We start from the raw sequence: 25,151 nt of genomic DNA on the forward strand, positions 1-25,151 counted from the left end.
TATCACTCATTTGACCCAGAGGAGAAACGCCAGACGCGCGGAGCCGGTATTTAGTGCTGCCAGGATTTAAAAACAAACTCAAGGCTGTAGCCATCAAGATCGCGAACTTGCGCGGCGTAATAGTCGGGATCGTAGTGCAGTTGCGGGCCGGGCGCGTGGATGTCCGTCGCGCCCGCCGCGAGTGCGGCAGCATACGCGCGGTCGACCATTTCGCAGGAATTCGCCACAAAACCCACATGCACCGCGCCGGGAAGAGCATCGCCCTGGCGTAACCAGAAGAACATGCGCCCGTTTGCGCCAAAACCTTCCAGATCGGGGTGTCCGGCTGGCCCATTGCGTCCTTCGTAGGTAAGTCGATTGCGGATGCCAAGCGGTTTCAATACCTGGGTGTAAAACGTGATGGCACGGTCAACATCACTGACGGTCAAAAAAATATGGTCGAGCATAGGTGGTCTCTCTGATGGCTAACTGATTGCCTTAGCATAATTTTTTACGGGCGATGTTGCTGATGCGATCCGCCTGCAAAGTTGCCTAATCCTGCTTTTCCCTTGTTGCACACGAACGCGCGTGCTACTAATCGCCAATGGAACAACAACTGCAAGAACTGCGCGAACTGGCGAGCTGCGCCGGTCATCAGCGAACAGACACGGGCATCCCTCGGTTAGCGATGGTGCAGGGTGAAATCCCAGAACACCGGTTATCCGCCGTTTACGAACCCATGATTAACCTGGTCCTCACCGGTTCGAAAACCATGAGCGTTGGCGAGCACAGTTACCATTACGATCCAGCGACCTATTTTGTCATGTCGGTGGATTTACCGGCGATTGGGCGTGTACACGCCGACACGCAAAGCGCGGCGCCTTACCTGGCGTTAAGCCTCACCTTGCAACCTGAATTGATTGCAGAACTGCTTTCCAGCCTACCTGGACGCACGTTTACGGAGCGCGATCAGGCGGCTTTTGCCGTTGCTCCCGTCACGCCGGAACTGCTGGATGCCTGGCTGCGTTTGTTGCGCTTAATGAAACGTCCCGAGGAAATTGCGGCGCTGGCGCCGGCCTACGAACGCGAGATTTTATTTCGTGTGCTGCAAGGGCCGCTGGGCTGGATGCTGAGGGATATCGCGACGCCAGAGACGCATCTGGCGCGCATTTATAGCGTTGTCGGCTGGCTAAAAGCCAACTACATGCAACCGGTGCGCATGGAGGTACTGGCCGAGATGGCGGCGCTGAGCGTATCGGCTTTCCATCGCCACTTTCGCGCTATCACCGCGCTAAGCCCGTTACAGTACCAAAAGCGTATCCGGCTGATGCAGGCGCGTTCACTGCTGGCGACCGGCAAAGGTAATGTCACCACCGTCGCTTTTGCGGTTGGTTATCAAAGCCACACGCAGTTTAGCCGCGAATATGCGCGGCTATTTGGCGTACCGCCTTCACAAGATGCACTGCGTCTGCAACGGCGCGGTGGTTAACGTTCCAGGCTGATAATCTCTCGTCGTTTACGGCGATGACAAACAACCGTAATAACCTGGAGAATAACGTCATGGTTTGCCGCACTGTTCTGTTTACACTCTGCGTGCTGGCAGCGTTTAGCTGCGGTGCAAATGCCTTGCCCATCGGGCCGGCGGTTGGCGATCAATCCCTTTCGCCGTTCTACATTTGGAACGGCGCATTGCCGGAAAAACCCGGCGTGATGCTGCGCGAAGAACCTGTGCAAGCTCAGCCGGGAATCATGGATGCCAGCAAAATGCAGCGCATTCTCTACACCTCACAGGACAAACGCTGGAACGCAGGGATTGTGCCGGTCAGCGGCCTGCTGTGGTTCCCGAAAGGCAAAATGCCTGCCGGTGGCTGGCCGATTATCGCCTGGGCGCACGGTACGCTTGGCGTTGCCGACCGTTGTGCACCGTCGTGGACAAACCCCACCGCGCGCGATGCGCACTATATCAACCAGTGGCTGAAACAGGGGTTTGCGGTGGTCGCGACCGATTATCAAGGGCTGGGCGGGCCGGGGCCGCACCCGTATTTGAACTGGGAAGCGGAAGGGCGTTCGGTGCTCGACAGCGTGCGCGCCGCGCGACAGGCTTATCCCACATTGATTGCCAACACATTGGTGATTAGCGGGCAATCGCAAGGTTCCGGCGCATCGCTCGGCGCCAGCCTGATCGCCCCCGATTACGCACCCGAGCTAAACCTGCGCGCCACCCTTGCTACCGGCGTGGTCGCCACCTTCCCGGACGGCCCGGTCAACGCCGGTCATGCGCGTCCTGGCCATCGCGACCCGGCGCGGTTTACGTTGCTGCGCCTGCTCGGCGGTTCGTTACCGGACGGCGCGCCAGCGCCAGAAAAGTGGCTGACCGATAAAGGCGCGGAGATGCTAAAGCTCGCCCGAACCTCCTGTATTAAAGATCTGGGCAGTTATGAAAAGCGTGAAAAAGTGGATGGCAGCACCGCGTTTATTGGCGGTTCACCGCAGGTTGAAGCCGGGTTGATGCCGGTGAGCGATATGCCGGTCAACCGTTTCCCGGCGCCGTTGTTCACCGCCACCGGCCTTGCCGATCACACTTTGGCGCCGCATCACCAATATGCCGCTGTCGCTGCGCTGTGCGCCGGGGGCAATGCGGTGGAATGGAAAACCTACCCCGGCATTACGCACAACGGCATTGTGAATGTCGCGTTTAACGATGAACTGAACTTTGTGCGTGGAGTGATGGACAATGCCCCGCAGCCGAACAGCTGCGGTTCATTACACGCGCCAGGCAAACCGCAAAAGCCCGCCAAAGGCGTGCCGTTTAACGGCTGACGCAGAAGAGAGGATTAACCGTAAACGCTCAATGACGCCAGAATGCGGGTGAAATAGTCATCCGCGCGTTTTTGCGCCAGCTTGCCGTCGCGGGCTTCCAGCGCATCGACCAGCGGGGTGAGTTCGCGCAAGGTCTGTTCGCGCACAATGTCACTGACCGCAGAGTGCAGGGAATGCTGGCCGTCGTACTGCACCGCCCGGCGATCGGCGATGACATTATCGAAAATCTGGATCAGAAAGCGGTTGCGGGTGGCGGCGAACATCGCCTGGTGGACGGCGTAAATATGCTCTTTGTAGAGCAGCCATTCTTGCGCCTCGCGGATCCCTTGCAGGTGATGGCGCATGATGGCGAAATCTTCGCTGGTGGCGCGGCTGGCAACCAGCGTCATCATCATCGGCTCGAACAGCAGGCGGCCTTCGAGGATTTCGCTGTAGGTCGGCACTTCTTTGTGCCAGGCCGCGACCGGGCGATCCGTATCATCAAGATGCTGTCGCAAATTGTCAGAAAGGTAAGAACCACTTCCCACTTTGCGTGTGACCAGCCCCTGCGTGGACATCATCGCCAGCACGTTACGAATCGTACTGCGGGAGGTCTCGAAGCGCCGCGCCAGCTCTCGCTCGTTGGGCAACTTATCGCCTGCTTTTAAATCGCCATCGTTAATGGCGCGCATAATCGCGCGATACACGCTAACGGCGGCGGTCTTGTCGTGTCCGACAATTCGCTGGGTGATGTCATCACTATTGTTCATCTGGCGGCTCCTGATACCGTGCGCAGAAATATCCCTTATTGGCTGACCAATCTGGCCCGCGGTGGTGAATTATATCCTGAGAAAATCACGGCGGCGAGCGTCGTTTACAGCAAGCTGTACGCAAATTACTCTTTCCAGAGCGCTTACTTATTCCTTACACGTTACCAATATGCTGATAAGCTGCGTTATCCGCCGATTTTAACTTTTTTGCAACTTTGCCATACAGATCTCTTATTGGTTGACCATTATGGTTGACCAATAAAAACCAGCGTGTTCATAATGCCGAAAAAAGAGACGACGGGGAAAAAATGAACACGCCCATGCCAACACCAGCTCACACCGCCCATTGCCGACTGGCGGATCACCTGCACCATCTGGGCATTGAGTTGCCGCCGGTCCCTGCGCCGGTGGCGAACTTTGTCACCTGGCGACGTTTCGGCAACGTGCTTTACCTCTCCGGGCAAGGGCCGCTGGAAGCGAGCGGCCATTTGCATACCGGCAAAGTAGGAAGCGAAGTGACCATTGAAGATGCTTACCACCATGCGCGCATCACTGGCTTGAACCTGCTGGCGGTTGTTCGCCAGGCCACCGGCGACCTGGGGCGCGTGAAAAGCGTGGTCAAGTTGCTCGGCTGGGTCAATGCCGATGAGAGCTTCAAACACCATCCGCAGGTCATCAATGGCTGTTCCGATCTGTTCGTGCAGGTGTTTGGCGAACAGATCGGGCGCGGCGCCCGTTCCGCGATTGGCGCCGGATCGTTACCGCAAAACCAGACGGTAGAGATCGAGGCGATCCTCGAACTGGAGGCCAACTCAGATGGATTACCTCTTTGATTTCTCCGCGTTGCTGCCCTACACCGATGTGGTGTTGGAAGGGCTGCTCGGCACGGCGATTTATGCCGTGCTCTCCATCCTGTTTGGCCTGACGCTGGGGGCGGTCTGCGCCCTGACGCTGCTGTATGGCGCAAAAGGCTGGCAGCGCGTCGTGCGCTGTTACGTCGAATTTTTTCGTAACACGCCGTCGCTGGTGCAACTGTTTTTAATCTATTTCGGTTTACCGAGCCTCGGTGTGCATCTCTCGCCGCCGGTGGCGGGCACCATTGCGCTGTCGCTCTATTGCGGGGCGTATATGACCGAAATTCTGCGTGCCGGGCTGATCTCGTTACCGCGCGGTTTGAGCGAGGCGGGCGAAGCGCTGGGCTTGTCGCGTCGGCAAATCATCACGCATGTGCTGACGCTTCCCGCCATGCAGAATGTCTTCCCGGCGCTGGCAAGCCAGATGGTGCTGACATTAATTGGCACCAGCCTGATTTCGCAGATTGGCGTGGAAGAGATTTTCCATAACGGCAGCTTTGTCGAGTCACGCACCTTTCGCAGTTTTGAAATCTACCTGTTGATTTGTGGCCTCTATTTCTTTGCCGTCAGCCTGATGAAAATCGTGCTGCGCTTAGTCTGGTACCGCTTTCAGGAACGGAGGTAAGCATGCGCGGTATTTCTCTTAGCGATCTGTGGATGATCATCAGCGCTCTGCGCTGGACGTTGATCCTCGCTCTCAGCACCTTTGCCTGCGGTGCAATCATTGGCCTGTTGATTGCCACCGCGCGCTCCTCCCATCAGCGCTGGCTGCGCACCGTCGCCTGGTGCTATGTCGAATTGATCCAGGGCATTCCGCTGCTTGGTCTGCTGTTTTTGTTGTTCTTCGGCGTGCCGATGCTGAGCGGCATCGAAGTAAGTTCATTCATTGCCGCATTAACGGCGTTTTCCCTCTCTGCGGGCGCGTTCCTTGGAGAAATCTGGCGTGGCAGCATTGCCGCAGTGCCAAAAGGGCAGTGGGAAGCGTCGCTGTCGCTGGGCATTTCTCGTGGGCAAATGCTGCGCAACGTCATTTGGCCGCAGGCATTTCGCCTGGCATTGCCGCCGACGGTGGGCTTCTCGGTGCAACTGATCAAAAACACCTCGCTGGCGGCGCTGGTGGGCTTTGTTGAGCTGACGCGCTCCGGGCAAATCGTCAGTGGCTCAACCTTGCAGCCGTTGGTTATCTACCTGCTGGTGGCGCTCTGTTATTTCGCGCTCTGTTTCCCGCTGGCTCGACTCTCATTACAACTGGAGGCCCGATTCCATGGCGCTGGTCGTTATTAATTCCCTCAAGAAAAGTTTTGGTCAAAACGAAGTGCTGCGCGGTATCAACGCCACCATCGAACGCGGCGACATTGTGTCGATTATCGGCAAGAGCGGTTCCGGCAAAAGCACGCTGCTGCGCTGCATTAACGGGCTGGAAAAACCCGATAGCGGCTCGATTCACGTGGGCGGTTTGCAGGTCGGTGGAACGCCCGCCGAATTGCAAAAACTGCGGCAAAACGTCGGCATGGTGTTCCAGAGCTTCAACTTGTTTCCCCATCTGACGGCGGCGGAAAACGTCACGCTGGCGCCCATTTTGACGCGGCGCATCAGCAAATCCGAAGCCCCGGCACTGGCAAAACGTTTGCTGGAGCAGGTTGGCCTCGGGCAGAAATGCGATGCCTTTCCCTCCTCCCTGTCCGGCGGGCAACAGCAACGTGTGGCGATTGCCCGCGCGCTGGCGATGTCGCCGGAAGTGATGCTGTTTGATGAAGCGACCTCGGCGCTCGATCCGGAACTGGTCGGCGAAGTCCTGCGCGTAATGGAAGATTTGGCAAAGCAGGGCATGACGATGATTGCCGTCACCCATGAAATGGCCTTCGCCCGTAAAGTTTCCAGCAATGTCGTCTTTATGCACCAGGGCGAAGTCTGGGAAAGCGGGCCACCTGCGGAGATTTTCGGCGCGCCGCGCACCGCGGAATTACAACGATTTATTCAAACCCCAGCCTGATAACACCGGAGATTTGGCATGAAAATGATGAAGAAAATTGCACTGATCGCCTTTTGCGCACTGCCGTTACTGGCGCAGGCGAGTTCGCTGGATGACATCAAATCGCGTGGCGTATTGCGCGTTGCGACCACGGTGGATGCCGCGCCCTGGGGCTACACCGACGCGTCCGGCAAAGCGACCGGGCTTGATGTGGAGTTAGCGCAAAAGCTGGCGCAAGAGATGGGCGTGAAGCTGCAACTGCAACAGGTGACCGGCGCGAACCGCATTCCTTATTTAATGTCGCGCAAAGTGGATGTGCTGATTGCCGCCCTCGGCTCCAGCCCGGAACGCGCCAAACTGGTGTCATTCTCCAAACCGTATGCCGCGGTTTATCTGGGCATTTATGGCAATGACAGCGTGAAAAAAGTCGGCAAGCTGAGCGAACTGGGCAAGGCCACCATCGCGGTGCCGAAAGGCTCCACGCCGGATCTGACGCTGACCGAGCTTTACCCGCAAGGTAACTATTTGCGCCTCGAAGATACCGCTTCAGCGGTGAGCGCGTTTCTCTCCGGGCAAGCGCCGATGTTTGCCGAAAACAACCTGATTGCGCAGAAGGTGTCGCAAGAAAATCCGGCAAAACATATCGAACTGAAATACCTGCTGCGTAAAAGCCCGGCCTATATCGCCGTGCGCCCTGGTCAGCCGGAACTGATGGCGGCAATCAACCAGTTTATCGACAAGAGCACCAAAGATGGCGAGCTGCCCGCGCTGCGCCAGAAGTGGTTTAACGACGAACAAAACGACCTGGCAACGGAGCAGTAACAATGTCGACAGTGTTTACCCATATTGATTTCAACCAGCCCGGCAAACAGGTGGGCTTCGCCCACCTGCCGCTCTCCGCTCATAACGATGCCTGGGGAACCATTGCCATGCCGGTTGCGGTGATCGCCAATGGCGAAGGGCCAACGTTGCTCATCACCGGCGCGATCCACGGTGATGAGTATGAAGGGCCGATCATTATCAATGAGCTGATCCGCACGCTCACCGCCGGGCAGGTGCGTGGGCGCATTATTCTGCTGCCCTGCGCCAACACGCCCGCGCTGCGTGCGTCGATGCGCGTCAGTCCGCTGGACAATAAAAACCTGGCGCGCGTGTTCCCCGGCAACCCGTGGGGAACACCGACCGAGCAGATTGCCGCCTGGATCCACGATGCCCTTTTCCCGTTGTGCGATTTTTACCTCGATCTGCACAGCGGCGGCAGTTCGCTGTTTATTGAAGAGAGCGCGCAAGTCGTGGTGACAGAAGAACTCAGCCCGCAAGTGCGCGAGCAGAGCGAAGCGATGGCGCGCGCGTTCGGCGCTACGCTGACGGTCGTCACCAACAATATGGGCGACCCGCGCACCAGTTGCGGCTCTGCCGCCAATCTCGGCATTCCGGCGATTGCCGCCGAAATGGGCTGGAATGGCAGCATTTCTCCGCGCGGTGTGAAACGCACCCGTGCGGCGGTCGAGCGCGTACTGAACCACCTGGGGCTGATCCAGTCTGATCCCGTGGCGGCAGAAGCGTCGCAACAGGTGTTTATTCCGCCAGGCGGGAATTTACTGTCGCCGGGCGACGGCTGGTTCGAATCGGTCGTGGACATTGGCGATGTGGTGAACGCGGGCGATCTGGCGGGATGGCTGCATCGCCTGTCGGAGCCGGAAGCCGCGCCGCAGGCGGTGCGCTTTGCTATTGGCGGGCGCATTTACTCACAACGCACCTTTGGCGCGACCGCGCAGGGCAACAGCCTGGCGGTACTGGTGCAAGATTTACCCGTGGAGGAAAAAGCATGAGTTCTGACATCACCGCCAATGACTATCTCGCTGCGTTAGACCGGGTTCGCCCGTGGGTGCGCAAAACCCCGTTGGTTGAAGCGGCGCCCTGGCAGCCGGTGGCCGGTATCGAACTGCGCCTGAAAGCCGAATCTTGCCAGGTAACCGGTTCGTTTAAAGCGCGCGGCGCGTTTAACCGCGTGTTGAACCTGCCAACCGATGTACGGGAGCAGGGGCTGGCGACCGCTTCAGGCGGCAACTTCGGCGCGGCCGTGGCCTATGTCGGCCAACAACTGGCGCTGCCAGCGGATATTTTTGTGATGAACACCAGCACGGAACTGACCCGTCAGCGGATTGAAAGCTACGGCGCACAACTGACGGTCGAAGGGGATTTCTGGGATCAAAGTTGGGACGCGGCAGGCGCGCGCATCGCGCAAACCGGCGGCGCACTGCTGCATCCTTACGCCGATCGCGATGTGATCATCGGCCAGGGCACGATGGCGCTGGAGATCCTCGAACAGTGGCCGGAAGTCGAGACGCTGGTGGTGTCGATCGGCGGCGGTGGTTTGATTGCCGGTGTCGCGCAGGCGGCGAAACTGCTCAAACCGGGTATTCGCATTATCGGTGTTGAAGCGGCTGGCTGCCCGATGATGTGGACTTGTCGCCAACAGCAGCAGATCGTCAAACTCGAATCGGTGAAAACCATCGTGCCAATTTTGGCGGCGCGCTCGACCGAGGCGATCAACTTTGCGTTAGTCGAGCAATACGTTGATGAGATTGTACTGGTCCCGGAAGATCAGGTTGAAGCTTCGGCGCGCGAAGTGTGGGCGGCAACGGGACTGGCGATTGAGCTGGGCGCGGCGACCGCCGTTGCCGCCGTTACGCGCCAGCTTTTCACCCTGAAGCCGGATGAGAAAATTGCCGTTGTGCTCTGTGGCAGCGGGACTAACGGTCTCTGACATCAAACAGCGGAACCGCTTTGCCCGTGATATAGCGTCGGCGCAACCAGGCCGACGCCGTATCCATCAGCATCACCACCATCACCAGAATCACGGTGATAAACATCACCACATCCCAGTTCCACAGGCGCATGTTTTCCGCGTAGATAAGACCAATCCCGCCCGCGCCGACAAAACCGAGCACCGCCGCCGAGCGGGTGTTGGACTCAATCTGGTACAGGCTGAGCGCCAGGAATGTCGGGAAGGATTGCGTAAAGGTGCTGAAGCGGTGTTTTTGCAGGCTGCTTGCACCAACGGCGGTTAACCCGCGCCCCGGTGAGCGATCCACCGCTTCATGGCTTTCGGCGTACAGGCGGCCGAGCAGGCCGGTGTCCTGCATGATGATCGCTAACACCCCGGCGAGCGGCCCGAGGCCGACGGCACGCACGAAAATCAACCCCCAAATCGCCATATCAATGCCGCGCAGAATATCGAACAGGCGGCGCACGAAAAACGCAATCGTGCCGAGAACCCCGCCGCGCATAATATTGCGCGCGGCAAAGAACGACAGCAGCAGCGCGAACACGGTGGCGGTCATTGTTCCGGCAAAGACAATTGCCAGCGTGATGCCAATCTGCGTGAAGTAGTAGCCAAACGGCCAGTTGAGAAAATCATGCCAGACGAACATGCGCAGAATGTAACGACCAATTTGCTGCATGCCGCTGAGCGCCTGATCAAGGGGAATGCCGAACTGCATAAAAAACCAGACGTAATAGAGCAGTACGACGAGCGCGACCAGGCCAAGACGGCGCAAATAGCGCCCCTGCGCCTGAAACAGGTGTTTGTTCAGCTTGCGGCTTAGCGCCACATTCGGTACGGCTTGCCAGTTCGTCATTTTTTCCCCTCCACCACCCACTGGCGCAAACGACCCGACAGCGTATCCAGCAGCGACACCACAATAATGATCAGCAGCAAGGTGATACTGACCTGATCGTAGCGGTCGAGTTTGATATTGGTCATCAGCTCCTGGCCGATGCCGCCCGCGCCCACCAGGCCGAGAATGGTGGACGAACGGAAGTTAATCTCCAGGCGCATAAAGCCGTAAGAGAGGAAAATTGGTTTGACTTGCGGCCAGAGTGCAAACCGAATGCGTTGCAAATGCGTGGCGCCGCAGGCGGCCAGCCCGCGCACCGGCCTGTCTTGCGCGCTCTCCACCGCTTCATAAAACAGCTTGGTCAGGCTGCCGATGGTGTGCAGCGCCAGCGCCAGGAAACCGGGGATCGCGCCGATGCCAAAGGCCATCACAAAAATCACCGCCCAGGCAAGCTCGGGCATGGTGCGTAAAAACGCCACCAGTGTGCGAATGGCAATGCGCAGCGCAGGCGGCGACCAGGTGTTGCCCGCCGCCAGAAAAGCCAGCACCGTGGCCGCGGCAAAAGAGACCAGCGTGGCGGCCAGCGCCAGTTGCAGGGTTTCCCAAATCAGCGGGAGCTGGATCGGCAAACGGTAACCCCAGTACGCCAGCGAACCTTTGGTGTGGCTGTCTGCGAACAACTGCGCCCAGTGCAGCGTCGGCACGGTTTCCAGCATGTAATCGAGAAAGTTGGGCAGCGAGTGCCAAATCGTAAACAGGTTAAACTCAGCCGCGCTTCCGGCGGTGAAATAGAGCGCCAGCAACACCAAAGACCAGGTGACAGTATCGCGTTTCTGGCGCAGCCTGATCTGTTGGTAATACTGTTCAAATGGCGTATTCGACGTGTTCATGCGTTAAAAAAGCGTCCTGTATGACAATCGAATAAAAGCCTCTGGTTTTGACGCCAGAGGCCCGGGTGATGAAGGTAACGCGTTGATTAACGTGCCGTTACCAGTTCGCGTTTCATCTCGATAATCTGTTTGAAGTCATCCACGCTGCCGGGGCCGATATGCTGGGTGCCGCCCATCGCTTTCACGAAACAGGCGTGGTTGTCGGTATCCAGTTTTTTCACCGCCGTAATCACTTTGGCTTTGAAATCCGCCGGCAGGCTATTACTCACCAGAATCGGGCCGTTCGGAATAAGCGGCGATTCCCAGATAATGCGGATCTGCTTCATCAGATCAGGGTGATCCATACGAATCAGGCGGTTAAACGCGCCAACGCTGTAACCAGTATCGTAATCACCGACCATTGAGGTCCAGGTGACCGCACCGGCGAATTGGCCGTTCAGCACGCCAAGAATGTCCTGCTCATGGCCGCCAGAGAAAGTGACGCTGGAAAAGGTGTTGTTGTATTTATTATCGGCATTGCCGCCGAACTGCTGTTTAAAGGCGTAGTTCGGGATCAGGAAGCCGGAGGTGGAATCCGGGTCGGCGAAACCAAAGGCTTTGCCTTTCAGATCTTCCAGTTTTTTGTACGGGCTGTCGGCTTTCACAATCACCACCGAGTGGTAACCGCGCGACTTGTCTTTGTCATCCACCGCGATCCCCACGATATCCACCGCTTTCGGGTTGTTGATATACACCGAGGCGTAAGACGAGGGTGACATGCTCAGCACCACGTCCACTTTGCCACCCAGCAAACCCTGGATAACGCCCGAATAATCAGACGAGTTGCGCAGTTTGGTATCCACGTTGAGTTCTTTATCGAGGAACGTTTTTACGCACTGGTTATCGCCAATTTGCTGGGTCGCGTTCTGCCCACCCAAAATCCCCAAATTCAACTCCTTCGGCTGCTCAGCGGCGAAGGCCTGCCCGGTCAGCAGAAGACCGGTCATCAATGCAGATAAACGTAATGCACCAGAAAGTTGCTTTTTCATTGTCATTGCCTGTGTCGTCTTGTTTGAAGGAATTGTTAATGCAGTTGACCGATCTCATCGCCATACAGCGCTTGCAGAACGTCCTGCGTCAGGCGAGAAGGATGATCGTCAAAAATAATCTCTCCTTGAGAAACGCCGATAACCCGCGTGCAGTACTCCTTCACCAGCTCAACGGAGTGCAAATTCACCATCACGCTGATGCCTTGTTCGCTCACTTCGCGCAGCACACCCATGATGCGCGAGGTGTTTTTCGGGTCCAGCGAGGCGACGGGTTCATCCGCCAGTAACAGGGCAGGGTTCTGGATCAACGCCCGGCAAATCGCCACGCGCTGCATTTGACCGCCGGAGAGGGTTTCCGCGCGCTGCAAGGCATGCGGCAACATGTTCAGCCACTCCAGCAGCGCAATAGCCTTTGCGCGGTCTTCATCGGTGAACACGTTAAACAGGGATTTGAGCGTCGAGGTTTGGCTGAGTCTGCCGAGCAGGACGTTGGTCAGCACATCGAGGCGCGGCACCAGGCAGAAATCCTGGAAAATCATCCCGCACTGGCTGCGCCACTGGTTGAGCGCGCGGCCTTTCAGGTGCGCGACATCGTGCGGCGTACCGACATCGGGGAAGCTTAAGATCTCGCCAGACGTCGCGCTGTGGGTACCGTTCAACACATGCAACAGCGTGGATTTCCCCGCGCCCGAACGGCCAATCACGCCAACCATTTCGCCGCGATGCAGATCAAAACTGATGTCGTGCAGCACCGTTTGGTGTTCGTTGTAGGCTTTGCGCAAGTGCTTCACGCTCAGCACTTTTTGCGCCGGAACGGTGTTTAATTGGGGCAGAGACGAATAGGGGGCTTCAGAAAGCTCTGCTAACGCGCTGTTCATAAGTCATCCGGTATTTTTCAGTAAACTCGCGACCATTAAGGGGACCGGGGATGATCGTTTTATGACGAAAAGACGAACAAATAATGAACGCGAAGCGTTGGGGTAGACCTTAGGCGATTGATATTTTCCCATTTGTTAATCACGCGGTGGAAATAAACGCCGCCGTGTTTTATTTATTCCCTTTTGCCAGGCCATTCCTTACGTTGAATATATCTCAGCAATTTCATAGAGAAATTGCCGGATCCCTTGCTTAAAGCACGCCAACTTCACAAAACCCGCAAAAAAGAACCCGCCGCGTTGCATCGGGCGGCCGACGCGCTATATGTTAAATTTGTGTTTAAAAAAAGAAACCAAGGGGTTTGTTCATGGACAAGAAAATAACAGTTCTGGCAGCCGCGCTGGCGACGCTCTTTTCCGCTGCTGCGCTGGGTGCCGTCCCTCAGGGCTATCCGGCGGATTATCAGAAAATCGTCGACGCCGGCACCAAAGAAGGCAAAGTTGTCATCTACTCCACCACCGACACCAAAGCCGCCGGCCCGTTAATTAAAGGTTTTGAAGCGCAATATCCGGGCATCAAAGTTGAATATAACGATATGAACAGCACCGAGCTGTATAACCGTTATCTCAGCGAACAGGCTTCCGGCGGCGGCAGCGGCGATGTGGTGTGGAGTTCTTCAATGGACACCGCGCTGAAACTGGCGACGGAATATGCCGACGAATATGCTTCGCCGGAGCAAAGTAAATTACCGAAATGGGCGGTTTGGCAGAATAAAGCCTACGGCACCACGTATGAGCCGGTGGTCTTTATCTATAACAAACGCCTGATCACGGGAGGTGATGTGCCGGACTCCCACACCGCGCTGGCGAAATTAATCGCCGGTCAGGCCGACAAATTCAAAAATAAAGTCACCACCTACGATATCGAAAAATCCGGGCTCGGTTTTATGCTGGCCGTTGAAGACAGCAAACACGATAAAGCGTATTTCAAAAACCTGGCGGATATCGCGAAGGGCGGACTGACGGTGCAATCATCCACCGGCACCATGATGGAGCGCGTGTCATCCGGTGAAAACCTGGTGGGTTACAACATACTTGGCTCTTACGCCGAAGCGCGGGCGAAAGGTGATAAGGCGCTGGGCATTGCGTACCCGAAAGATTATGTGTTGGTACTCTCGCGCGTCTCGTTTATCAGCGCCGAAGCTGAACACAGCAACGCGGCGAAATTGTGGTTTGACTATGTGCTGTCGGAAAAAGGGCAGAGCATTCTGGCAAGCCAGGCGGATATTCCGTCGTTGCGTAATGATATTGAAGGCAACAACGATATCGACGGCATGACCAAATTGCTCGGTGATGCGTTAAAACCGATCCCGGTTGATGAATCGCTGCTGGAATATCTGGAGCCGAAAAAACGTCTCGAATTTATAAAACAATGGCGCGCCGCGGCTGCCAAATAACCTCTGTACCGGTTGTGTGTTAAGCCGTTTTAAACACGCAACCTTTTTAGCCTTCAACGGGTTTGTAAGATGCACCTGACCACAGGGATTTTTTATGAATATCGTGCGCAGAAAATGGCAGGGGTTACCGCGTGGCGTCATTGTCTTAATTACCGCGCTGGTCATTTATGTTCCGCTGCTATTTATCGTGGTGCAGAGTTTTCTCTCCGCACCGTTCTTTTCCCGCGCTAAAGAGCTCAGCCTCGAATCCTTTGCCTTTATTTTTACCGATCCGGATTTTTATCTGGCGCTCAAATCCGGCTTTATTCTGGCCTTTGGTCTGGTGTTTATTGCCATTCCGCTCGGCGGCATTCTCGCCTTTTTAATGGTGCGTACCGACTTACCCGGACGCCGCTTTATTGAGCCGCTGATCCTTGTGCCAATCTTCGTGTCGCCGATGGTGCTCGCGTTTGGCTATGTGGTCTCCGCCGGGCCGGTCGGTTTTCTCTCGCAGTGGGCGCAGCAGTTGATCGGTGTTGTGCCGTGGAATATCTATTCAATGTTCAGCATTGTGGTGATTGCCGGGTTAACGCACGTGCCACATGCTTACCTCTATATCTCCTCGGCGCTACGCAGTGTTGGGTCGGATGTGGAAGAAGCCGCTCGCACGGTAGGTGCCTCGCCGTTGCAGGTGATGACAGCGGTCAGCCTGCCGATGGTGCGTCCGTCGATTTTATACGCCTGCGTGCTGCTCTTTTTCCTCGGGCTGGAAGTGTTCGGCCTGATGCTGGTGCTCGGCGATCCCGAAGGCAATATGGTGCTGGCGACCTACCTCTATAAGCTCACCAACAAACTCGGCACGCCGTCTTATCACCTGATGGCCGCCGTGGCGGTGGTGCTGATTTGCATCACTATTCCGCTGGTGATGCTGCAACGCCGGTTGATGCGCACCGCCAACCGCTTTGTCACCATGAAAGGCAAAGCCTCGCAGGCGCGCGCGCTGCCGCTGGGCAAATGGCGCTGGGTGGCCGGTGCGGTGGTGATGGCCTGGCTGACGGTCACCATTGGTGTGCCGCTGATTGGCGTGGTGCTGCGGGCGTTTATCTCCAACTGGGGTGTGGGCGTTTCCCTGTGGGATGAAGTCTCGCTGGATACGTTCCGCAATATCTGGCAGCAACCCAATTTGCTGCGCGCTATCGTCAACTCGATGGCGATTGGCGTGTTCGGCGGCGCGCTGGCGGTGGTTTGCTATCTGTTTGTCGGCATTGCCATGCACCGCAAACAGGATAATGTCACACGGTTCCTTGACTACAGTGTGCTGGTTCCCCGCGCGGTACCGGGGTTGCTGGCGGGGCTGGCATTTTTATGGGTGTTCCTGTTTTTACCGATGTGGCTCGATCAGTCGCTGAAAAACGGTTGGCTGTCGGGCTTACCGGTGGCGGAGTGGCTGCGCGAGCACCTGATTGTCTGGCTGCGATCGCTGCGCAATACCATTTTCAGCGTCTGGCTGGCGTACACCGTGGTGTGGATGGCCTACGGCCTGCGGCTGATTTCGTCGACTTTATTGCAGGTCGGGCCGGAGCTGGAAGAAGCCGCGCGCAGCACGGGCGCCACCAGCGGGCAGGTCACGCGCCACGTCACGGTTCCGCTGTCGCGCTATGGGCTGATCGGCTCCTGGCTGCTGATGTTCCTGATTTTTGAGCGCGAGTATTCCACCGGCGTGTATCTGCTCTCGCCCGGTACCGAAACCATCGGTTCGATGCTGGTGTCGCTGTGGGCGGCGGGCGCGATCGACATTGTCGCGGCGCTCTCGTTTATTAATATTTTGCTGGTGGTCATTGGTCTTGGTGTGGCCCTGCGCTTTGGAGTGAAATTACATGATTGAGCTATCGGTAGAGAACCTGCACCTGACCTACGGCGACAACCCGGTGTTAAAAGGCGTGTCGATGGAGCTAAAACGCGGCGAAGTGGTTTCGCTGCTTGGCCCCTCCGGCAGCGGCAAAACCACGCTCCTGCGCGCGGTTGCCGGGTTGGAAAAACCGACCCAGGGGCGAATCACCATCGGCAACAATGTGGTTTATGACGGCACGCCGCGTAGCGAAGTCCCGGCGGAAGAGCGTAACCTCGGGCTGGTGTTTCAATCCTACGCGCTGTGGCCGCACAAAACGGTGTTCGAGAATGTCGCTTACCCGTTGAAACTGCGCAAAGTCTCCTCCTCGGAAATCACCCAACGCGTGCAAACCGTGCTGGACCAGCTCGGGCTTGGCACGCTGGGCAAACGCCATCCGCACCAACTTTCCGGCGGCCAGCAGCAGCGCGTGGCGATCGGGCGGGCGCTGGTCTATAACCCGCCGGTGATCTTATTGGATGAACCGCTTTCCAACCTTGATGCGAAGCTGCGCGAAGAGGCGCGGGTGTTCCTGCGCGAGCTGATTGTCAAACTCGGCTTATCGGCGCTGATGGTCACCCACGATCAGAATGAAGCGATGGCGATTTCCGATCGCATCTTGCTGCTCAATAACGGCGTTATCGAACAGCAGGGCACGCCGCAGGAGATGTACAGCACGCCGTCGACGCTGTTTACCGCTGAGTTTATGGGTAGCAATAATCGGCTGCATGGCAAGGTGAGCGAAGTGGTCAACGGCAAAGCGCGTATTGAAGGGGCGTCGTGGGCATTATGGGGAATCGCCGGTCCTGGCGTGAGTGTCGGCCAGGACGCGACGGCGGTGATCCGCGTTGAAAGCCTGCGCCTGGCGGATGCCCCGCAGGACAACTCGCTGGAACTGCCCATGCTGACCAGCATGTATCTTGGCGATCGCTGGGAATACCTGTTTCGCACGGCGGGCGATGATTTCGTGGTGCGCGTGTACGGCACACAGCAGCGAAGCGAGCAACACTACCGCGTGGTGTTACCCGCCGAGCAACTGTGGATCTTCCCGAAAAAGTGAGGGTTACGGCAGGGAAACCCAGCGGTAACCCAGCGCCATGGTCAGCAGCACAATGGTGCTAATAGCGGCGAGATGCCCTAACAGATCCGCCGCGCTGATATGTGTCGGGTGGCACAGCGATAACAGCGTCAACGCCATACAAGCAACGCCCGCGCCCGCCGCCGCAAGGCTGCGAGCGGGAAACAGCGTGCGGGTGCGGCGCAAGTAACCGACCACAATCGCCGCCATTGGCATGCTGACCACCAGCATAAACAGGTAACAGTTTGGCCCGTCGACGCTGGCGGTTGTGGGGACGCTGTGATGTAAATGCAGGTTTGCCAGGGTGCTGGCAAGCCAGACGCTGACCAGCGGCGCAAACCATTTCCAGCCGAGCGGTTGCCGCCCGGCAATGCTCAGCAAAAACGCATTGCGAATCGCCAGCGTGCCAGCGGCAAAGGTCAGCAGCAGTTGTAACACCACCGCCAGCGCGCCGGTCTGCGACCAGTCGGTCAGGGTTCTGTTAAGCAATAAGCTGGCGACGATACCGCAAGGTAACGCCAGCGCCAGCCAACTGATGACCCGTACGCCGGGCTGCCACGGGCGTTTGACCGGCTCCGCAGAACGGCTCAATTTTTCAATTAATACGTCATGATCGGCCATGATGTGCTCCTAACCGACGAAGTGTCGTTAATGCGCGATGCAGCAGCGACTTAACGGCAGAGACCGTCAAATTGTTGTGCGTCGCGGTTTCCGCAAGGCTCATTTCCCGCAGATGAACATGTTCGATAACTTGCCGCTGGCGTGCCGGAAGCTGGTCAAGCAGCGTCGATAACTCATCGTGCGACGGCGGTTCCATGTTGGCGGCAAACACCGGTTCATCCGCGTGCTCGCTGTTTTGCACTTCCCGCTGCTGGTGGCGCCCGCGTTTACGCAGTGCGTCCACTGCGCGGGCATGGGCGATGGCCATTAACCACGGCAGGAAAGGCGAGGCGGGATCGTAGGTGTGGCGTACCCGGTGTACGGTCAGCAGCACATCCTGAATCACATCTTCCACCAGCACGTCATCGGCGATGTGTTTGCGCGCAAGCGAGCGAATAACCGGCACCAGCGCTTTGAGCAGCCGCGTGTAGGCCTGGCTGTCGCCCGCTTGCGCTTGCGCCATCAGGTGCGGCCATTCATCACGCGCTGCCTCACTTTTTTCCATATCCCGCCTTTAGGTTTTTTTCCCGCTGGCCTGCGTTAATGCATTCACCACAATTGAAGGTGTTAAGACCTGCGGCAAAATTTTCGGCGCGCTGCCATCCGCCGGGTAAAGCACATACAGCGGCAAACTGCCCTGGCCCAGTGCATTCATGGTGTCATCGATGTCGGTGTTAAACTTTGTCGAATCGGCAATCATATACAGCGTGCCGGTCTTCGCCAGCGCCTCTTTCACCGCTTCTGTGGAAAGTGACGTCCGTTCATTCACCTGGCAAGTGATGCACCATGAGGCGGTGAAATTCACAAAAATGGCTTTGCCGTGACCACGGTTATCCGCCACGGTTTGCGGCGACCATTTCACCTCGCTAACGCTCGTTGAGGGCAGAGCGGCTCCGCTTTTCACCACTGACGGCAGCGGCGCAATCGCGGCGATAATGAGCGCGGCGGTGACGGCAAACAGCACCTTATGCCCGCGTCCGGCGAAGCGGCGCTGCTGCGCCATGCCGTACAGCCAGGCGGCGAAACCCAACACGACCGACGCCGCAAGAATCGCCGCCAGCGCGGTGGTTCCCGCCTGTTGCGCCAGTACCCACACCAGCCAGCCGAAGGCGCCAAACATTGGGAATGCCAGCCCGCGTTTTAGGGTATTCATCCACGCGCCGGGGCGCGGCAGCCATTTGCCGAGCGCCGGAAAGAGCGAAATCAGGCTAAACGGTGCGGCAAAACCGAGCGCTAAGGCGAAGAAAATCGCCAGCGCCACAGCGGGCGGTTGCACCAGCGCGTAACCGATAGCGCCTGCCATAAAAGGTGCCGCACACGGCGTGGCAACGATTATCGACAATGCGCCAGTGAGTGCGGCGCGGGTAAACGCCCCGCGCTCAACGGTAATTTCCCCGGCGCGCTGCATCGACAGCCCCACTTCAAACACGCCGAGCAAATTGAGCGCGGCCGCCAGGATAACCAGCGCGAGAAAGGCGATAACCAGCGGAGACTGTAGCTGGAACCCCCAGCCAACCGCCGTTCCGCCGGCACGTAACGCCAGCAGGATCCCCGCAAGCGCCAGCATGGTCGCCACGGTACCCAATAAAAAGCCGAGACCCTCTTTGCGGGTTTGCGCGGTGTTATCGGCGTGGCGCAGCAATCCGAGCGCTTTCAGGGAAATTATCGGAAACACGCACGGCATAAAATTGAGAATAATGCCGCCTGCGAAGGCGGCGAGCATAGCGGTTAACATAATGATTCTCTGACGGAAAAAGGATTAATTACGAATGCGATTTCGCATACTGTTTCACCGCGTCCATCGTTTTTTGAATATGCGTTTCCGGATTTCTGTCAGTGTAGCTCAGCAGGATCTTGCCGTCCGGCGCGATAACGTAAGAGGTGCGATCGGAGAGGGTTTTGCCGTTCATCTGCATCACGCTGTCATATTTCGCGGCCACTTTCGCACCCGGATCGGCGGTGACGGTGAATTTGTCGCGGCACTCCACTTTTGAAAATTCATCCACCTGTTCGGTATTCCCGGCGGTGACGCCAACCACCGTCGCGCCCAGTTTTTTGAAATCATCCGTCGCTTCGGCAAAAGCATGGGCTTCAATCGTACAACCTTTGCTGAACGCCGCCGGGAAGAAGTACAGCACCACCGGGCCTTTTTGCAGCGTTTCCTTTAAGTTGAAGGTCAGCGGTTTACCGGCCAGCGCGCCTTGCAGTTGGAAATCCGGGGCGGACGCACCGGCAGGCAGCGCGGCCTGGGCGGTGGCGACATTCAGCAGTGCGGCGGCAGAAAGGCTGAGAAACAGTTTTTTCATCGGGGTCATGTTGCGCTCCAGTTTGGGGTCAGATTATTCACGCTCATAAACAGTTCGCTGCGGGGAGCGCAAAAGTTTCGGCCTGGCAGAAAAAACATCGAAATTATCAATAGCACGAAACGCCAGTAGCGAATAATCATGGGATTTTTCTCATATGCTATATTTAATATTCTCTCGCCGCAGTGTTTTCTCTATCTGAATTCGTCTTTATTACGGTAAAAATCAATGGCTTATTACACTGCCGTACAAAAAGGCAGCTTGCTGCGCCGATATAATCGGCTGCTTTCCAGATACAGTACGCATCGACATGAATTAGGCCTCGCGCAAATTGCCGATACATTAGCTTGCTCCTCACGCTATGCACGCTCGTTGTTACAAGAGATGCAAGAAGAGGGCTGGCTTATTTGGCGTTCCCGGCCTGGGCGGGGCGCGCTGGGCATGTTGCAATGCCGGATGAGCATCTCGGCGCTGGAGAATATGCTTGATAGCCCATCTCCTATAACAGAGGTGAAACCCGTACGCGCGCCGACGGATGTCTACTCCAGCGATGGCTTTCGCTACTTCATCTCCTTTTATCGCCCGCTGCAGGCACCGGTGCCGTCGATTCACACCGACCGCGCCGGGCGGCATATTCTGCAAATGGTGCATGCCGGGTTAACCCGGCATATTCCCGAACAGGTCGAACCGGTGCCGGGTCTGGCGCATACGATTCGCGTCAGTGACGACGGGTTAAGCTGGCATTTTATGCTGCGCCGCGGGCTGGTCTGGCACAACGGCGAACCGCTGGAGCCCGCGCAGTTGCAGGAAGTGTTGCGGCGCTATGTAGGTGGGCCGGGTTTGCCGCATGTGGTTGAGGTGATTCAGCAAGACTATGTGTTGATCATGCACCTCAGCCAGCCGGATGTGATGTTGCGCTACCGGCTTGCCAGCCCGGTTTATGGCCTGGCGCACCCGCAGATCGGCTCCATCGGCCTTGGGCCGTTTAAAGTCAGCAGCCATTCCGATATGCAAATGACGTTAACGCGCGCGCCTGGCTGGTACGGTGAAACGCCGCAGGCCAGTGAAATTGTCTACAATACGCCGCTCAACGTGGCGCCGCTTCCGGCCGCCGTTCGGCTGGATACGCCGCGATCGCTATTGATGCCCGAACCGGTGACCACCCGAGACAACGCCGATGCCTTTTACTATGTCTCTTTTAACTATTTGCGCGGGCGGTTAAGTCTTGCCCAGCAGTCGGTCATCCGGCTGATCACGCTTTCTCTAAGCCGTGCGCTGGCCGAGCGGGAAGAGACATTGATGCCGCTGCCGGCGTGGTTACAGCCGGAAAAAGAGGCGTCAACGCAGGCGCTATTGCCTGGCACGCTCAACATTGCCTATTTCCGTTCGACGGAGATGAAAAAGCTGGTGGATGAGCTGGTAAAAAGCCTGCGTTATCGCGGATGCACAGTAAATACCAAGCCGATCAGCGTCACACACTGGTTACTGCCGGACGAAAGCTGGGAAGAGCAGGATCTCTGCCTGGGGTTTTTACGGCTTGAACAGCACGAAACCTTCAGCCTGGAAGAGCGTTATCGCCACAGCGTGATGTGGCCCTGGTTCTGGGGCAAAGCGCCGTGGGCGAGGGGGTTACGGTTGTTGGATCACATTGATGCCGGCCCGGTGACCCGCTACAGCCAGCGCATGAAACGGATGATGCGTTATGTCAGCGCACACCGCTGGATAGTTCCGCTGTTTGCGCAGCGTTACCGGCTGGTGACGCCCTCTTGTATTCATAACGTTTTTTGTTTCCCACAAAGCTGGCCGGATTTTACGCGGATCTGGACCGATGAGCGCCAGGAAGAGGGGGGAACAACGCTTAGTTCAGAATAATGTCTTTGGTTTCATCTCAATGAGCAAAGTTAAAAAATCTCTAAATTATTTTTCAGGGAAATTATGGCGCTGATGATGTTCGCATTAACTACTGCTTAATCATCTGAATGGTTGTAAATTATTTCTCTCAATTTCTCTTGACCCATTATTAAATCAATTATTTGTCCTGTATTTTTAATTTTACTCATAAAATAATCACCTTCGATTTTCTTTCAATTTGCTGAAAAACAAGCAAAAAAAAGCCACCCGTAGGTGGCCAATCGAAATAGTGGTTTTACATCACATATGACAACTAACGTACTGTTAGAGTTCACAGTAATATAGTTCAGTCACCGACCTTCTCGTCACGGGCAACTGAAAAAATATGCCTTTCATCGAGAGGGAATTTTCACAAAACATCATTTCGTCTTTACCGGTAAAACTTCCTGATGCACTGCTTGAGCGTATTTTGTCCATTTCTTCGCCCCGCGTAAACAGGGATTTTTTGTTTTGTTTCGTCAAAATTATAGAAAGAGTTCATCGGGTAATTTCATTGTAATTTGTGTGGCATTTATTCGTCGGTATCAGCGTACCAGTGCAGTTTTTTTAACCGGAAAAAAAGGAACTAAATCGACTGTTTTGCGTTTTCGTGCGAAATGTAACAATCGCGGCGTGCTCCTTTTGGAAATATTTGGAAACATTTTAGTTTGGGATTAGCCGAAAAGCGAGGCGTGGCGCGGGTTGGCGAAAAAAAGAGTTGCATTTGCGGAAAAGGAAAAATGCACAAAACTTGCGCAGAGGAAAATACTGGGAAAAGAGAACCGGGAACGCGAGAAGGCGTGGCTTACTCGGGTTCCCGTTTTTGGCAGGCGGGGTACTGCGGGAGCGATGAGAAGACGAACGGTTTACACGGAGATGCGATAGACATTACCGGAACCATCATTGCTGGGATTGCCGCTCTGCCCGTAGAGCTGTGCGGAAGAGGTTGCCCGGCTGACGACTTGCTTAACGTCATTCACCTTCTTCATGTGCATTTCCATCAGCTGGTAACTCTTCTGGTTCAGCTCGCCCGATTTTCTCACTACGCTGGTGATGTTGTTCCAGATTGCCGCGAGTTTCGGCTTTTGTGAGTAAGGCGACGCGATACGCTGCTGCCGCTCTTCCTGCTTGCGCTGCTCATCATAGAAATTAATCGCTGACAGCAAACGGCTTTTGTTATCAGAGATAATTTGCAGTGAAATCGGGTTTATTTGCGCCCGACTTAGCTGGCTGATCTCTTCAGCGAGCGTGCTTTCAAGCTCTTCCAGCAAGCCATAAAGCTTTTTCAGAATTACGGATAAATTTTCCATCTTTAACTATTCGGTTGGGTTATGAGAACAAAAAGATGTCGCGTACCAGCGCGCTGGCGATTTTATCGCTGTCCAGCGTCAGTTCGCCTGCGTCCATCTTCGCCTTAATTTCAGCAACACGATCGGTATCGATATCACGGCTGCTGTCAGTTTTGAATTGCTGCGTTAATTGGCTGAGCTTGACCTGGGTGCCGTTTGGCTGACCGTCTTTTTTAACGGTGTTGCCCATCTCATCAGTTTTGGCCTTCGGCTCACCCTGCGGCTGCGCGGTGGTCGACTGAATAGCTCGTGCCTGACTTGTGCGTTCAATGTTCATGGTTGTCCTGGTGATATCTGCATTACGGTGGCTCTGTAATAAAGATATCGGCCCAGGCAAAATAAAACTGAAATCAGTTGTCGAGGTTAATGCTTACCGTCCCTTGTCCAACCGCGGTGGCAACCACGATATGGCCCGTGCGCGTCTGTATTCTGACGCGTTCATTTTGCGCGGCGTTATCCAGCGCCTTACCCTTCGCGTGAATCAAAAAACCCTCGCCTGGCGCGACAATCTCAACGTCCTGGTTTGCCAGAACCGCCCAACTGCGGCGAATCTGATTTTCCGCCAGCGGCTGGCCGGGGCGAATAATGCGCGTGGGCGTGCTGCCAATAATTTTCCCGGCATCCAGCAGTAACCCGGCTGGAAGCCTGTCCAGTTCGCCGGTTACCGGCTGAATATCCCCTTCGCCAAGGATTTGCCCCGGTTTGAGCGTGTTGGCGGCAATCCAGTAGCGGCCCGTGGCGCTCACTTTGATCTGAAGAAATTGCTGTTTATTGCCGCATTTAGCGATCACGCTGCGATTCCCGGTCAGGCGCACCGGATGACCAGAAAGGCGTAAATCCGGCTGCGGGCATAACGCGGCGAGCTTCGCCGCTGGCGTGAGGATCTTGATGGTTAATGTTGGTTGATTGGGTTGCGTTTCATTCCCGGCGGCCAGCAGGTCGGCAATGCGGGATTGCAGCGGCGACGTTGGCTGGTCTGCGGCCTGTGCCTGCGACAGCAGCGAGCAGCAGAGCGCGAAAAACAGGCACAGCGACGTAAAGAAGGAATGAGGCATTTCGTAAACGACCTTATTAATAAGATAAAAGAATGCAGATATCGCGATTTCTTTAATTGTAATTCAGTCGGGCAAATTGTTTATCAGATAAATGCGCGCACTTTTGACGGTAATTTGCTGGTTTGGTGTTTCTATATATGTGCAAACCGGCGGTTTCGTTATTGTCTGTAGGAATGAAGTATCTAAATGCGCTTATTTCTGACAGATGTTTAAGGTATAGATTTATTAGGTTGTCTCTTAGACTATATCCCGTAATCAATTTGCGAACCAAGCGAGTCATTTCATGTTTGATAAACTTGATAATGAATTGCGTTTCCAGCAGCAGGCATTAAGCCTGATGTCGCGTCGGCAGGATATTTTAGCATCCAATATCGCGAATGCCGACACGCCGGGTTATCAGGCGCGAGACATTGATTTTTCAAAACAATTGAAAAATGCCATGGAAGAGGAAACGCGAAACAATAATCCATTAACATTAGCTCTAACATCTGGAAAACATATTCCCGGTGTGGCGCCTAAAACGGACAATCGACAATTACTTTATCGTATTCCTGATCAGCCAAGTGCCGACGGAAATACAGTCGATATGGATCGTGAACGCGTTAATTTTGCAGACAACAACGTTAAGTATCAAACGAGCTTAACAATTCTCGGCGCCCAAATTAAAGGTTTGATGAGCGTCATTAACCAAGGTTAATAATT

At 55.9% G+C, this 25,151-nt stretch carries 28 protein-coding genes; 15 read left to right on the forward strand and 13 right to left on the reverse strand.

Annotated features, from left to right (window positions below):
* Nucleotides 1–50: 50 nt before the first annotated feature.
* Nucleotides 51–446, reverse strand: a complete 396-nt coding sequence (locus AAEY27_RS05335; RefSeq protein ID WP_342323870.1) for a VOC family protein — start codon at nt 444–446, stop codon at nt 51–53.
* 137 nt (nt 447–583) lie between these two features.
* On the opposite strand from AAEY27_RS05335, the gene AAEY27_RS05340 reads away from it, so the two are divergent.
* Together AAEY27_RS05340 and AAEY27_RS05345 are read left to right on the forward strand one after the other, a co-directional pair.
* On the forward strand, nt 584–1,468 hold the full coding sequence (locus tag AAEY27_RS05340) for an AraC family transcriptional regulator (protein WP_342323871.1): 885 nt from the start codon (nt 584–586) through the stop codon (nt 1,466–1,468).
* Between the two features lie 35 nt (nt 1,469–1,503).
* Nucleotides 1,504–2,799 (forward strand): lipase family protein, encoded by a 1,296-nt coding sequence (locus tag AAEY27_RS05345; RefSeq protein WP_342323872.1) that lies wholly within the window; start codon nt 1,504–1,506, stop codon nt 2,797–2,799.
* A 14-nt stretch (nt 2,800–2,813) separates the two neighbouring features.
* Here the strand turns inward: AAEY27_RS05345 and AAEY27_RS05350 are convergent, their stop codons facing one another.
* Nucleotides 2,814–3,548 (reverse strand): FadR/GntR family transcriptional regulator, encoded by a 735-nt coding sequence (locus tag AAEY27_RS05350; protein ID WP_342323873.1) that lies wholly within the window; start codon nt 3,546–3,548, stop codon nt 2,814–2,816.
* On the opposite strand from AAEY27_RS05350, the gene AAEY27_RS05355 reads away from it, so the two are divergent.
* From AAEY27_RS05355 to AAEY27_RS05390, 8 genes are read left to right on the forward strand one after another with little or no spacing between them, the layout of a single operon-like run.
* Nucleotides 3,507–3,803, forward strand: coding sequence for a hypothetical protein (locus tag AAEY27_RS05355; protein WP_342323874.1), 297 nt, complete (start codon nt 3,507–3,509; stop codon nt 3,801–3,803). The two genes, AAEY27_RS05350 and AAEY27_RS05355, sit on opposite strands and share 42 nt — an antisense overlap.
* A gap of 53 nt (nt 3,804–3,856) precedes the next feature.
* Nucleotides 3,857–4,381, forward strand: coding sequence for a RidA family protein (locus AAEY27_RS05360; RefSeq protein ID WP_342323875.1), 525 nt, complete (start codon nt 3,857–3,859; stop codon nt 4,379–4,381).
* On the forward strand, nt 4,365–5,027 hold the full coding sequence (locus AAEY27_RS05365) for an amino acid ABC transporter permease (protein ID WP_342323876.1): 663 nt from the start codon (nt 4,365–4,367) through the stop codon (nt 5,025–5,027). The genes AAEY27_RS05360 and AAEY27_RS05365 overlap by 17 nt, the downstream gene beginning before the upstream one ends.
* A 2-nt stretch (nt 5,028–5,029) precedes the next feature.
* Nucleotides 5,030–5,686 (forward strand): amino acid ABC transporter permease, encoded by a 657-nt coding sequence (locus AAEY27_RS05370; protein ID WP_342323877.1) that lies wholly within the window; start codon nt 5,030–5,032, stop codon nt 5,684–5,686.
* Nucleotides 5,667–6,395 (forward strand): amino acid ABC transporter ATP-binding protein, encoded by a 729-nt coding sequence (locus AAEY27_RS05375; RefSeq protein WP_342323878.1) that lies wholly within the window; start codon nt 5,667–5,669, stop codon nt 6,393–6,395. The genes AAEY27_RS05370 and AAEY27_RS05375 overlap by 20 nt, the downstream gene beginning before the upstream one ends.
* 18 nt (nt 6,396–6,413) lie before the next feature.
* Nucleotides 6,414–7,196 carry a transporter substrate-binding domain-containing protein gene (locus AAEY27_RS05380; protein WP_342323879.1) on the forward strand — a complete coding sequence of 261 codons (783 nt, stop codon included), beginning with the start codon at nt 6,414–6,416 and terminating at the stop codon, nt 7,194–7,196.
* Nucleotides 7,197–7,198: 2 nt separating this feature from the next.
* Nucleotides 7,199–8,206 (forward strand): succinylglutamate desuccinylase/aspartoacylase family protein, encoded by a 1,008-nt coding sequence (locus tag AAEY27_RS05385; RefSeq protein ID WP_342323880.1) that lies wholly within the window; start codon nt 7,199–7,201, stop codon nt 8,204–8,206.
* Nucleotides 8,203–9,144, forward strand: a complete 942-nt coding sequence (locus AAEY27_RS05390; RefSeq protein ID WP_342323881.1) for a threonine ammonia-lyase — start codon at nt 8,203–8,205, stop codon at nt 9,142–9,144. The genes AAEY27_RS05385 and AAEY27_RS05390 overlap by 4 nt, the downstream gene beginning before the upstream one ends.
* On the opposite strand, the gene phnE (AAEY27_RS05395) is transcribed toward AAEY27_RS05390, so the two are convergent.
* From phnE (AAEY27_RS05395) to phnC, 4 genes are all read right to left on the reverse strand, one after another.
* Complete coding sequence (gene phnE / locus AAEY27_RS05395; RefSeq protein WP_342323882.1) at nt 9,131–10,018, reverse strand: phosphonate ABC transporter, permease protein PhnE; 888 nt, start codon at nt 10,016–10,018, stop codon at nt 9,131–9,133. The genes AAEY27_RS05390 and phnE (AAEY27_RS05395) overlap by 14 nt on opposite strands.
* Complete coding sequence (phnE, locus tag AAEY27_RS05400; protein WP_342323883.1) at nt 10,015–10,887, reverse strand: phosphonate ABC transporter, permease protein PhnE; 873 nt, start codon at nt 10,885–10,887, stop codon at nt 10,015–10,017. The genes phnE (AAEY27_RS05395) and phnE (AAEY27_RS05400) overlap by 4 nt, the downstream gene beginning before the upstream one ends.
* An 86-nt stretch (nt 10,888–10,973) precedes the next feature.
* Entirely contained in the window at nt 10,974–11,915 is a 942-nt protein-coding gene (gene phnD, locus AAEY27_RS05405) for a phosphonate ABC transporter substrate-binding protein (RefSeq protein ID WP_342323884.1), read from the reverse strand.
* A gap of 35 nt (nt 11,916–11,950) precedes the next feature.
* Complete coding sequence (gene phnC / locus AAEY27_RS05410; RefSeq protein ID WP_342323885.1) at nt 11,951–12,793, reverse strand: phosphonate ABC transporter ATP-binding protein; 843 nt, start codon at nt 12,791–12,793, stop codon at nt 11,951–11,953.
* Nucleotides 12,794–13,158: 365 nt separating this feature from the next.
* On the opposite strand from phnC, the gene AAEY27_RS05415 reads away from it, so the two are divergent.
* From AAEY27_RS05415 to AAEY27_RS05425, 3 genes are all read left to right on the forward strand, one after another.
* Complete coding sequence (locus tag AAEY27_RS05415) at nt 13,159–14,247, forward strand: ABC transporter substrate-binding protein (protein ID WP_342323886.1); 1,089 nt, start codon at nt 13,159–13,161, stop codon at nt 14,245–14,247.
* 94 nt (nt 14,248–14,341) lie between these two features.
* The gene (locus AAEY27_RS05420; protein ID WP_342323887.1) at nt 14,342–16,111 is read left to right on the forward strand and encodes an ABC transporter permease; all 1,770 of its coding nucleotides are present in this window, start codon (nt 14,342–14,344) and stop codon (nt 16,109–16,111) included.
* Nucleotides 16,104–17,174, forward strand: a complete 1,071-nt coding sequence (locus AAEY27_RS05425; protein ID WP_342323888.1) for an ABC transporter ATP-binding protein — start codon at nt 16,104–16,106, stop codon at nt 17,172–17,174. Before AAEY27_RS05420 ends, AAEY27_RS05425 begins: the two co-directional genes overlap by 8 nt.
* A gap of 3 nt (nt 17,175–17,177) precedes the next feature.
* Here AAEY27_RS05425 and AAEY27_RS05430 read toward each other — a convergent pair whose 3' ends face one another.
* Genes AAEY27_RS05430 through AAEY27_RS05445 form a run of 4 tightly spaced genes read right to left on the reverse strand, consistent with a single transcriptional unit; the run spans nt 17,178 to nt 20,167 of the window.
* The gene (locus AAEY27_RS05430; protein WP_342323889.1) at nt 17,178–17,813 is read right to left on the reverse strand and encodes an NrsF family protein; all 636 of its coding nucleotides are present in this window, start codon (nt 17,811–17,813) and stop codon (nt 17,178–17,180) included.
* Nucleotides 17,800–18,357 (reverse strand): sigma-70 family RNA polymerase sigma factor, encoded by a 558-nt coding sequence (locus AAEY27_RS05435; protein WP_342323890.1) that lies wholly within the window; start codon nt 18,355–18,357, stop codon nt 17,800–17,802. Before AAEY27_RS05435 ends, AAEY27_RS05430 begins: the two co-directional genes overlap by 14 nt.
* 9 nt (nt 18,358–18,366) lie before the next feature.
* A complete protein-coding gene (locus tag AAEY27_RS05440) occupies nt 18,367–19,587 on the reverse strand; it encodes a protein-disulfide reductase DsbD family protein (protein WP_342323891.1) in 1,221 nt (406 codons plus the stop codon).
* A gap of 28 nt (nt 19,588–19,615) precedes the next feature.
* A complete protein-coding gene (locus AAEY27_RS05445) occupies nt 19,616–20,167 on the reverse strand; it encodes a peroxiredoxin (RefSeq protein WP_342323892.1) in 552 nt (183 codons plus the stop codon).
* Between the two features lie 216 nt (nt 20,168–20,383).
* Here AAEY27_RS05445 and AAEY27_RS05450 point away from each other — a divergent pair, with 216 nt between their 5' ends.
* Complete coding sequence (locus AAEY27_RS05450) at nt 20,384–22,027, forward strand: SgrR family transcriptional regulator (protein WP_342323893.1); 1,644 nt, start codon at nt 20,384–20,386, stop codon at nt 22,025–22,027.
* A gap of 884 nt (nt 22,028–22,911) precedes the next feature.
* On the opposite strand, the gene AAEY27_RS05455 is transcribed toward AAEY27_RS05450, so the two are convergent.
* The 3 genes from AAEY27_RS05455 to flgA all read right to left on the reverse strand — a co-directional run bounded on the left by AAEY27_RS05455 (nt 22,912) and on the right by flgA (nt 24,449).
* A complete protein-coding gene (locus AAEY27_RS05455) occupies nt 22,912–23,355 on the reverse strand; it encodes a flagella synthesis protein FlgN (RefSeq protein ID WP_342323894.1) in 444 nt (147 codons plus the stop codon).
* Nucleotides 23,356–23,374: 19 nt separating this feature from the next.
* Nucleotides 23,375–23,671 carry a flagellar biosynthesis anti-sigma factor FlgM gene (gene flgM / locus AAEY27_RS05460; protein ID WP_342323895.1) on the reverse strand — a complete coding sequence of 99 codons (297 nt, stop codon included), beginning with the start codon at nt 23,669–23,671 and terminating at the stop codon, nt 23,375–23,377.
* 73 nt (nt 23,672–23,744) lie between these two features.
* Nucleotides 23,745–24,449 carry a flagellar basal body P-ring formation chaperone FlgA gene (gene flgA, locus AAEY27_RS05465; RefSeq protein ID WP_342323896.1) on the reverse strand — a complete coding sequence of 235 codons (705 nt, stop codon included), beginning with the start codon at nt 24,447–24,449 and terminating at the stop codon, nt 23,745–23,747.
* 283 nt (nt 24,450–24,732) lie between these two features.
* Here flgA and flgB point away from each other — a divergent pair, with 283 nt between their 5' ends.
* Complete coding sequence (flgB, locus tag AAEY27_RS05470) at nt 24,733–25,146, forward strand: flagellar basal body rod protein FlgB (RefSeq protein WP_342323897.1); 414 nt, start codon at nt 24,733–24,735, stop codon at nt 25,144–25,146.
* The last annotated feature ends 5 nt before the right edge of the window (nt 25,147–25,151 follow it).

It is taken from the genome of Kosakonia sp. BYX6 (assembly GCF_038449125.1).
GTDB classification, from domain to species: domain Bacteria; phylum Pseudomonadota; class Gammaproteobacteria; order Enterobacterales; family Enterobacteriaceae; genus Kosakonia; species Kosakonia calanthes.

Coding starts and splice junctions, on each gene's coding strand:
- AAEY27_RS05335 (WP_342323870.1), bottom strand. CDS start 446: ATGCTCGACCATATTTTTTTGACCGTCAGTGATGTTGACCGTGCCATC.
- AAEY27_RS05340 (WP_342323871.1), top strand. CDS start 584: ATGGAACAACAACTGCAAGAACTGCGCGAACTGGCGAGCTGCGCCGGT.
- AAEY27_RS05345 (WP_342323872.1), top strand. CDS start 1,504: ATGACAAACAACCGTAATAACCTGGAGAATAACGTCATGGTTTGCCGC.
- AAEY27_RS05350 (WP_342323873.1), bottom strand. CDS start 3,548: ATGAACAATAGTGATGACATCACCCAGCGAATTGTCGGACACGACAAG.
- AAEY27_RS05360 (WP_342323875.1), top strand. CDS start 3,857: ATGAACACGCCCATGCCAACACCAGCTCACACCGCCCATTGCCGACTG.
- AAEY27_RS05365 (WP_342323876.1), top strand. CDS start 4,365: ATGGATTACCTCTTTGATTTCTCCGCGTTGCTGCCCTACACCGATGTG.
- AAEY27_RS05370 (WP_342323877.1), top strand. CDS start 5,030: ATGCGCGGTATTTCTCTTAGCGATCTGTGGATGATCATCAGCGCTCTG.
- AAEY27_RS05375 (WP_342323878.1), top strand. CDS start 5,667: ATGGCGCTGGTCGTTATTAATTCCCTCAAGAAAAGTTTTGGTCAAAAC.
- AAEY27_RS05380 (WP_342323879.1), top strand. CDS start 6,414: ATGAAAATGATGAAGAAAATTGCACTGATCGCCTTTTGCGCACTGCCG.
- AAEY27_RS05385 (WP_342323880.1), top strand. CDS start 7,199: ATGTCGACAGTGTTTACCCATATTGATTTCAACCAGCCCGGCAAACAG.
- AAEY27_RS05390 (WP_342323881.1), top strand. CDS start 8,203: ATGAGTTCTGACATCACCGCCAATGACTATCTCGCTGCGTTAGACCGG.
- phnE (WP_342323882.1), bottom strand. CDS start 10,018: ATGACGAACTGGCAAGCCGTACCGAATGTGGCGCTAAGCCGCAAGCTG.
- phnE (WP_342323883.1), bottom strand. CDS start 10,887: ATGAACACGTCGAATACGCCATTTGAACAGTATTACCAACAGATCAGG.
- phnD (WP_342323884.1), bottom strand. CDS start 11,915: ATGAAAAAGCAACTTTCTGGTGCATTACGTTTATCTGCATTGATGACC.
- phnC (WP_342323885.1), bottom strand. CDS start 12,793: ATGAACAGCGCGTTAGCAGAGCTTTCTGAAGCCCCCTATTCGTCTCTG.
- AAEY27_RS05415 (WP_342323886.1), top strand. CDS start 13,159: ATGGACAAGAAAATAACAGTTCTGGCAGCCGCGCTGGCGACGCTCTTT.
- AAEY27_RS05420 (WP_342323887.1), top strand. CDS start 14,342: ATGAATATCGTGCGCAGAAAATGGCAGGGGTTACCGCGTGGCGTCATT.
- AAEY27_RS05425 (WP_342323888.1), top strand. CDS start 16,104: ATGATTGAGCTATCGGTAGAGAACCTGCACCTGACCTACGGCGACAAC.
- AAEY27_RS05430 (WP_342323889.1), bottom strand. CDS start 17,813: ATGGCCGATCATGACGTATTAATTGAAAAATTGAGCCGTTCTGCGGAG.
- AAEY27_RS05435 (WP_342323890.1), bottom strand. CDS start 18,357: ATGGAAAAAAGTGAGGCAGCGCGTGATGAATGGCCGCACCTGATGGCG.
- AAEY27_RS05440 (WP_342323891.1), bottom strand. CDS start 19,587: ATGTTAACCGCTATGCTCGCCGCCTTCGCAGGCGGCATTATTCTCAAT.
- AAEY27_RS05445 (WP_342323892.1), bottom strand. CDS start 20,167: ATGACCCCGATGAAAAAACTGTTTCTCAGCCTTTCTGCCGCCGCACTG.
- AAEY27_RS05450 (WP_342323893.1), top strand. CDS start 20,384: ATGGCTTATTACACTGCCGTACAAAAAGGCAGCTTGCTGCGCCGATAT.
- AAEY27_RS05455 (WP_342323894.1), bottom strand. CDS start 23,355: ATGGAAAATTTATCCGTAATTCTGAAAAAGCTTTATGGCTTGCTGGAA.
- flgM (WP_342323895.1), bottom strand. CDS start 23,671: ATGAACATTGAACGCACAAGTCAGGCACGAGCTATTCAGTCGACCACC.
- flgA (WP_342323896.1), bottom strand. CDS start 24,449: ATGCCTCATTCCTTCTTTACGTCGCTGTGCCTGTTTTTCGCGCTCTGC.
- flgB (WP_342323897.1), top strand. CDS start 24,733: ATGTTTGATAAACTTGATAATGAATTGCGTTTCCAGCAGCAGGCATTA.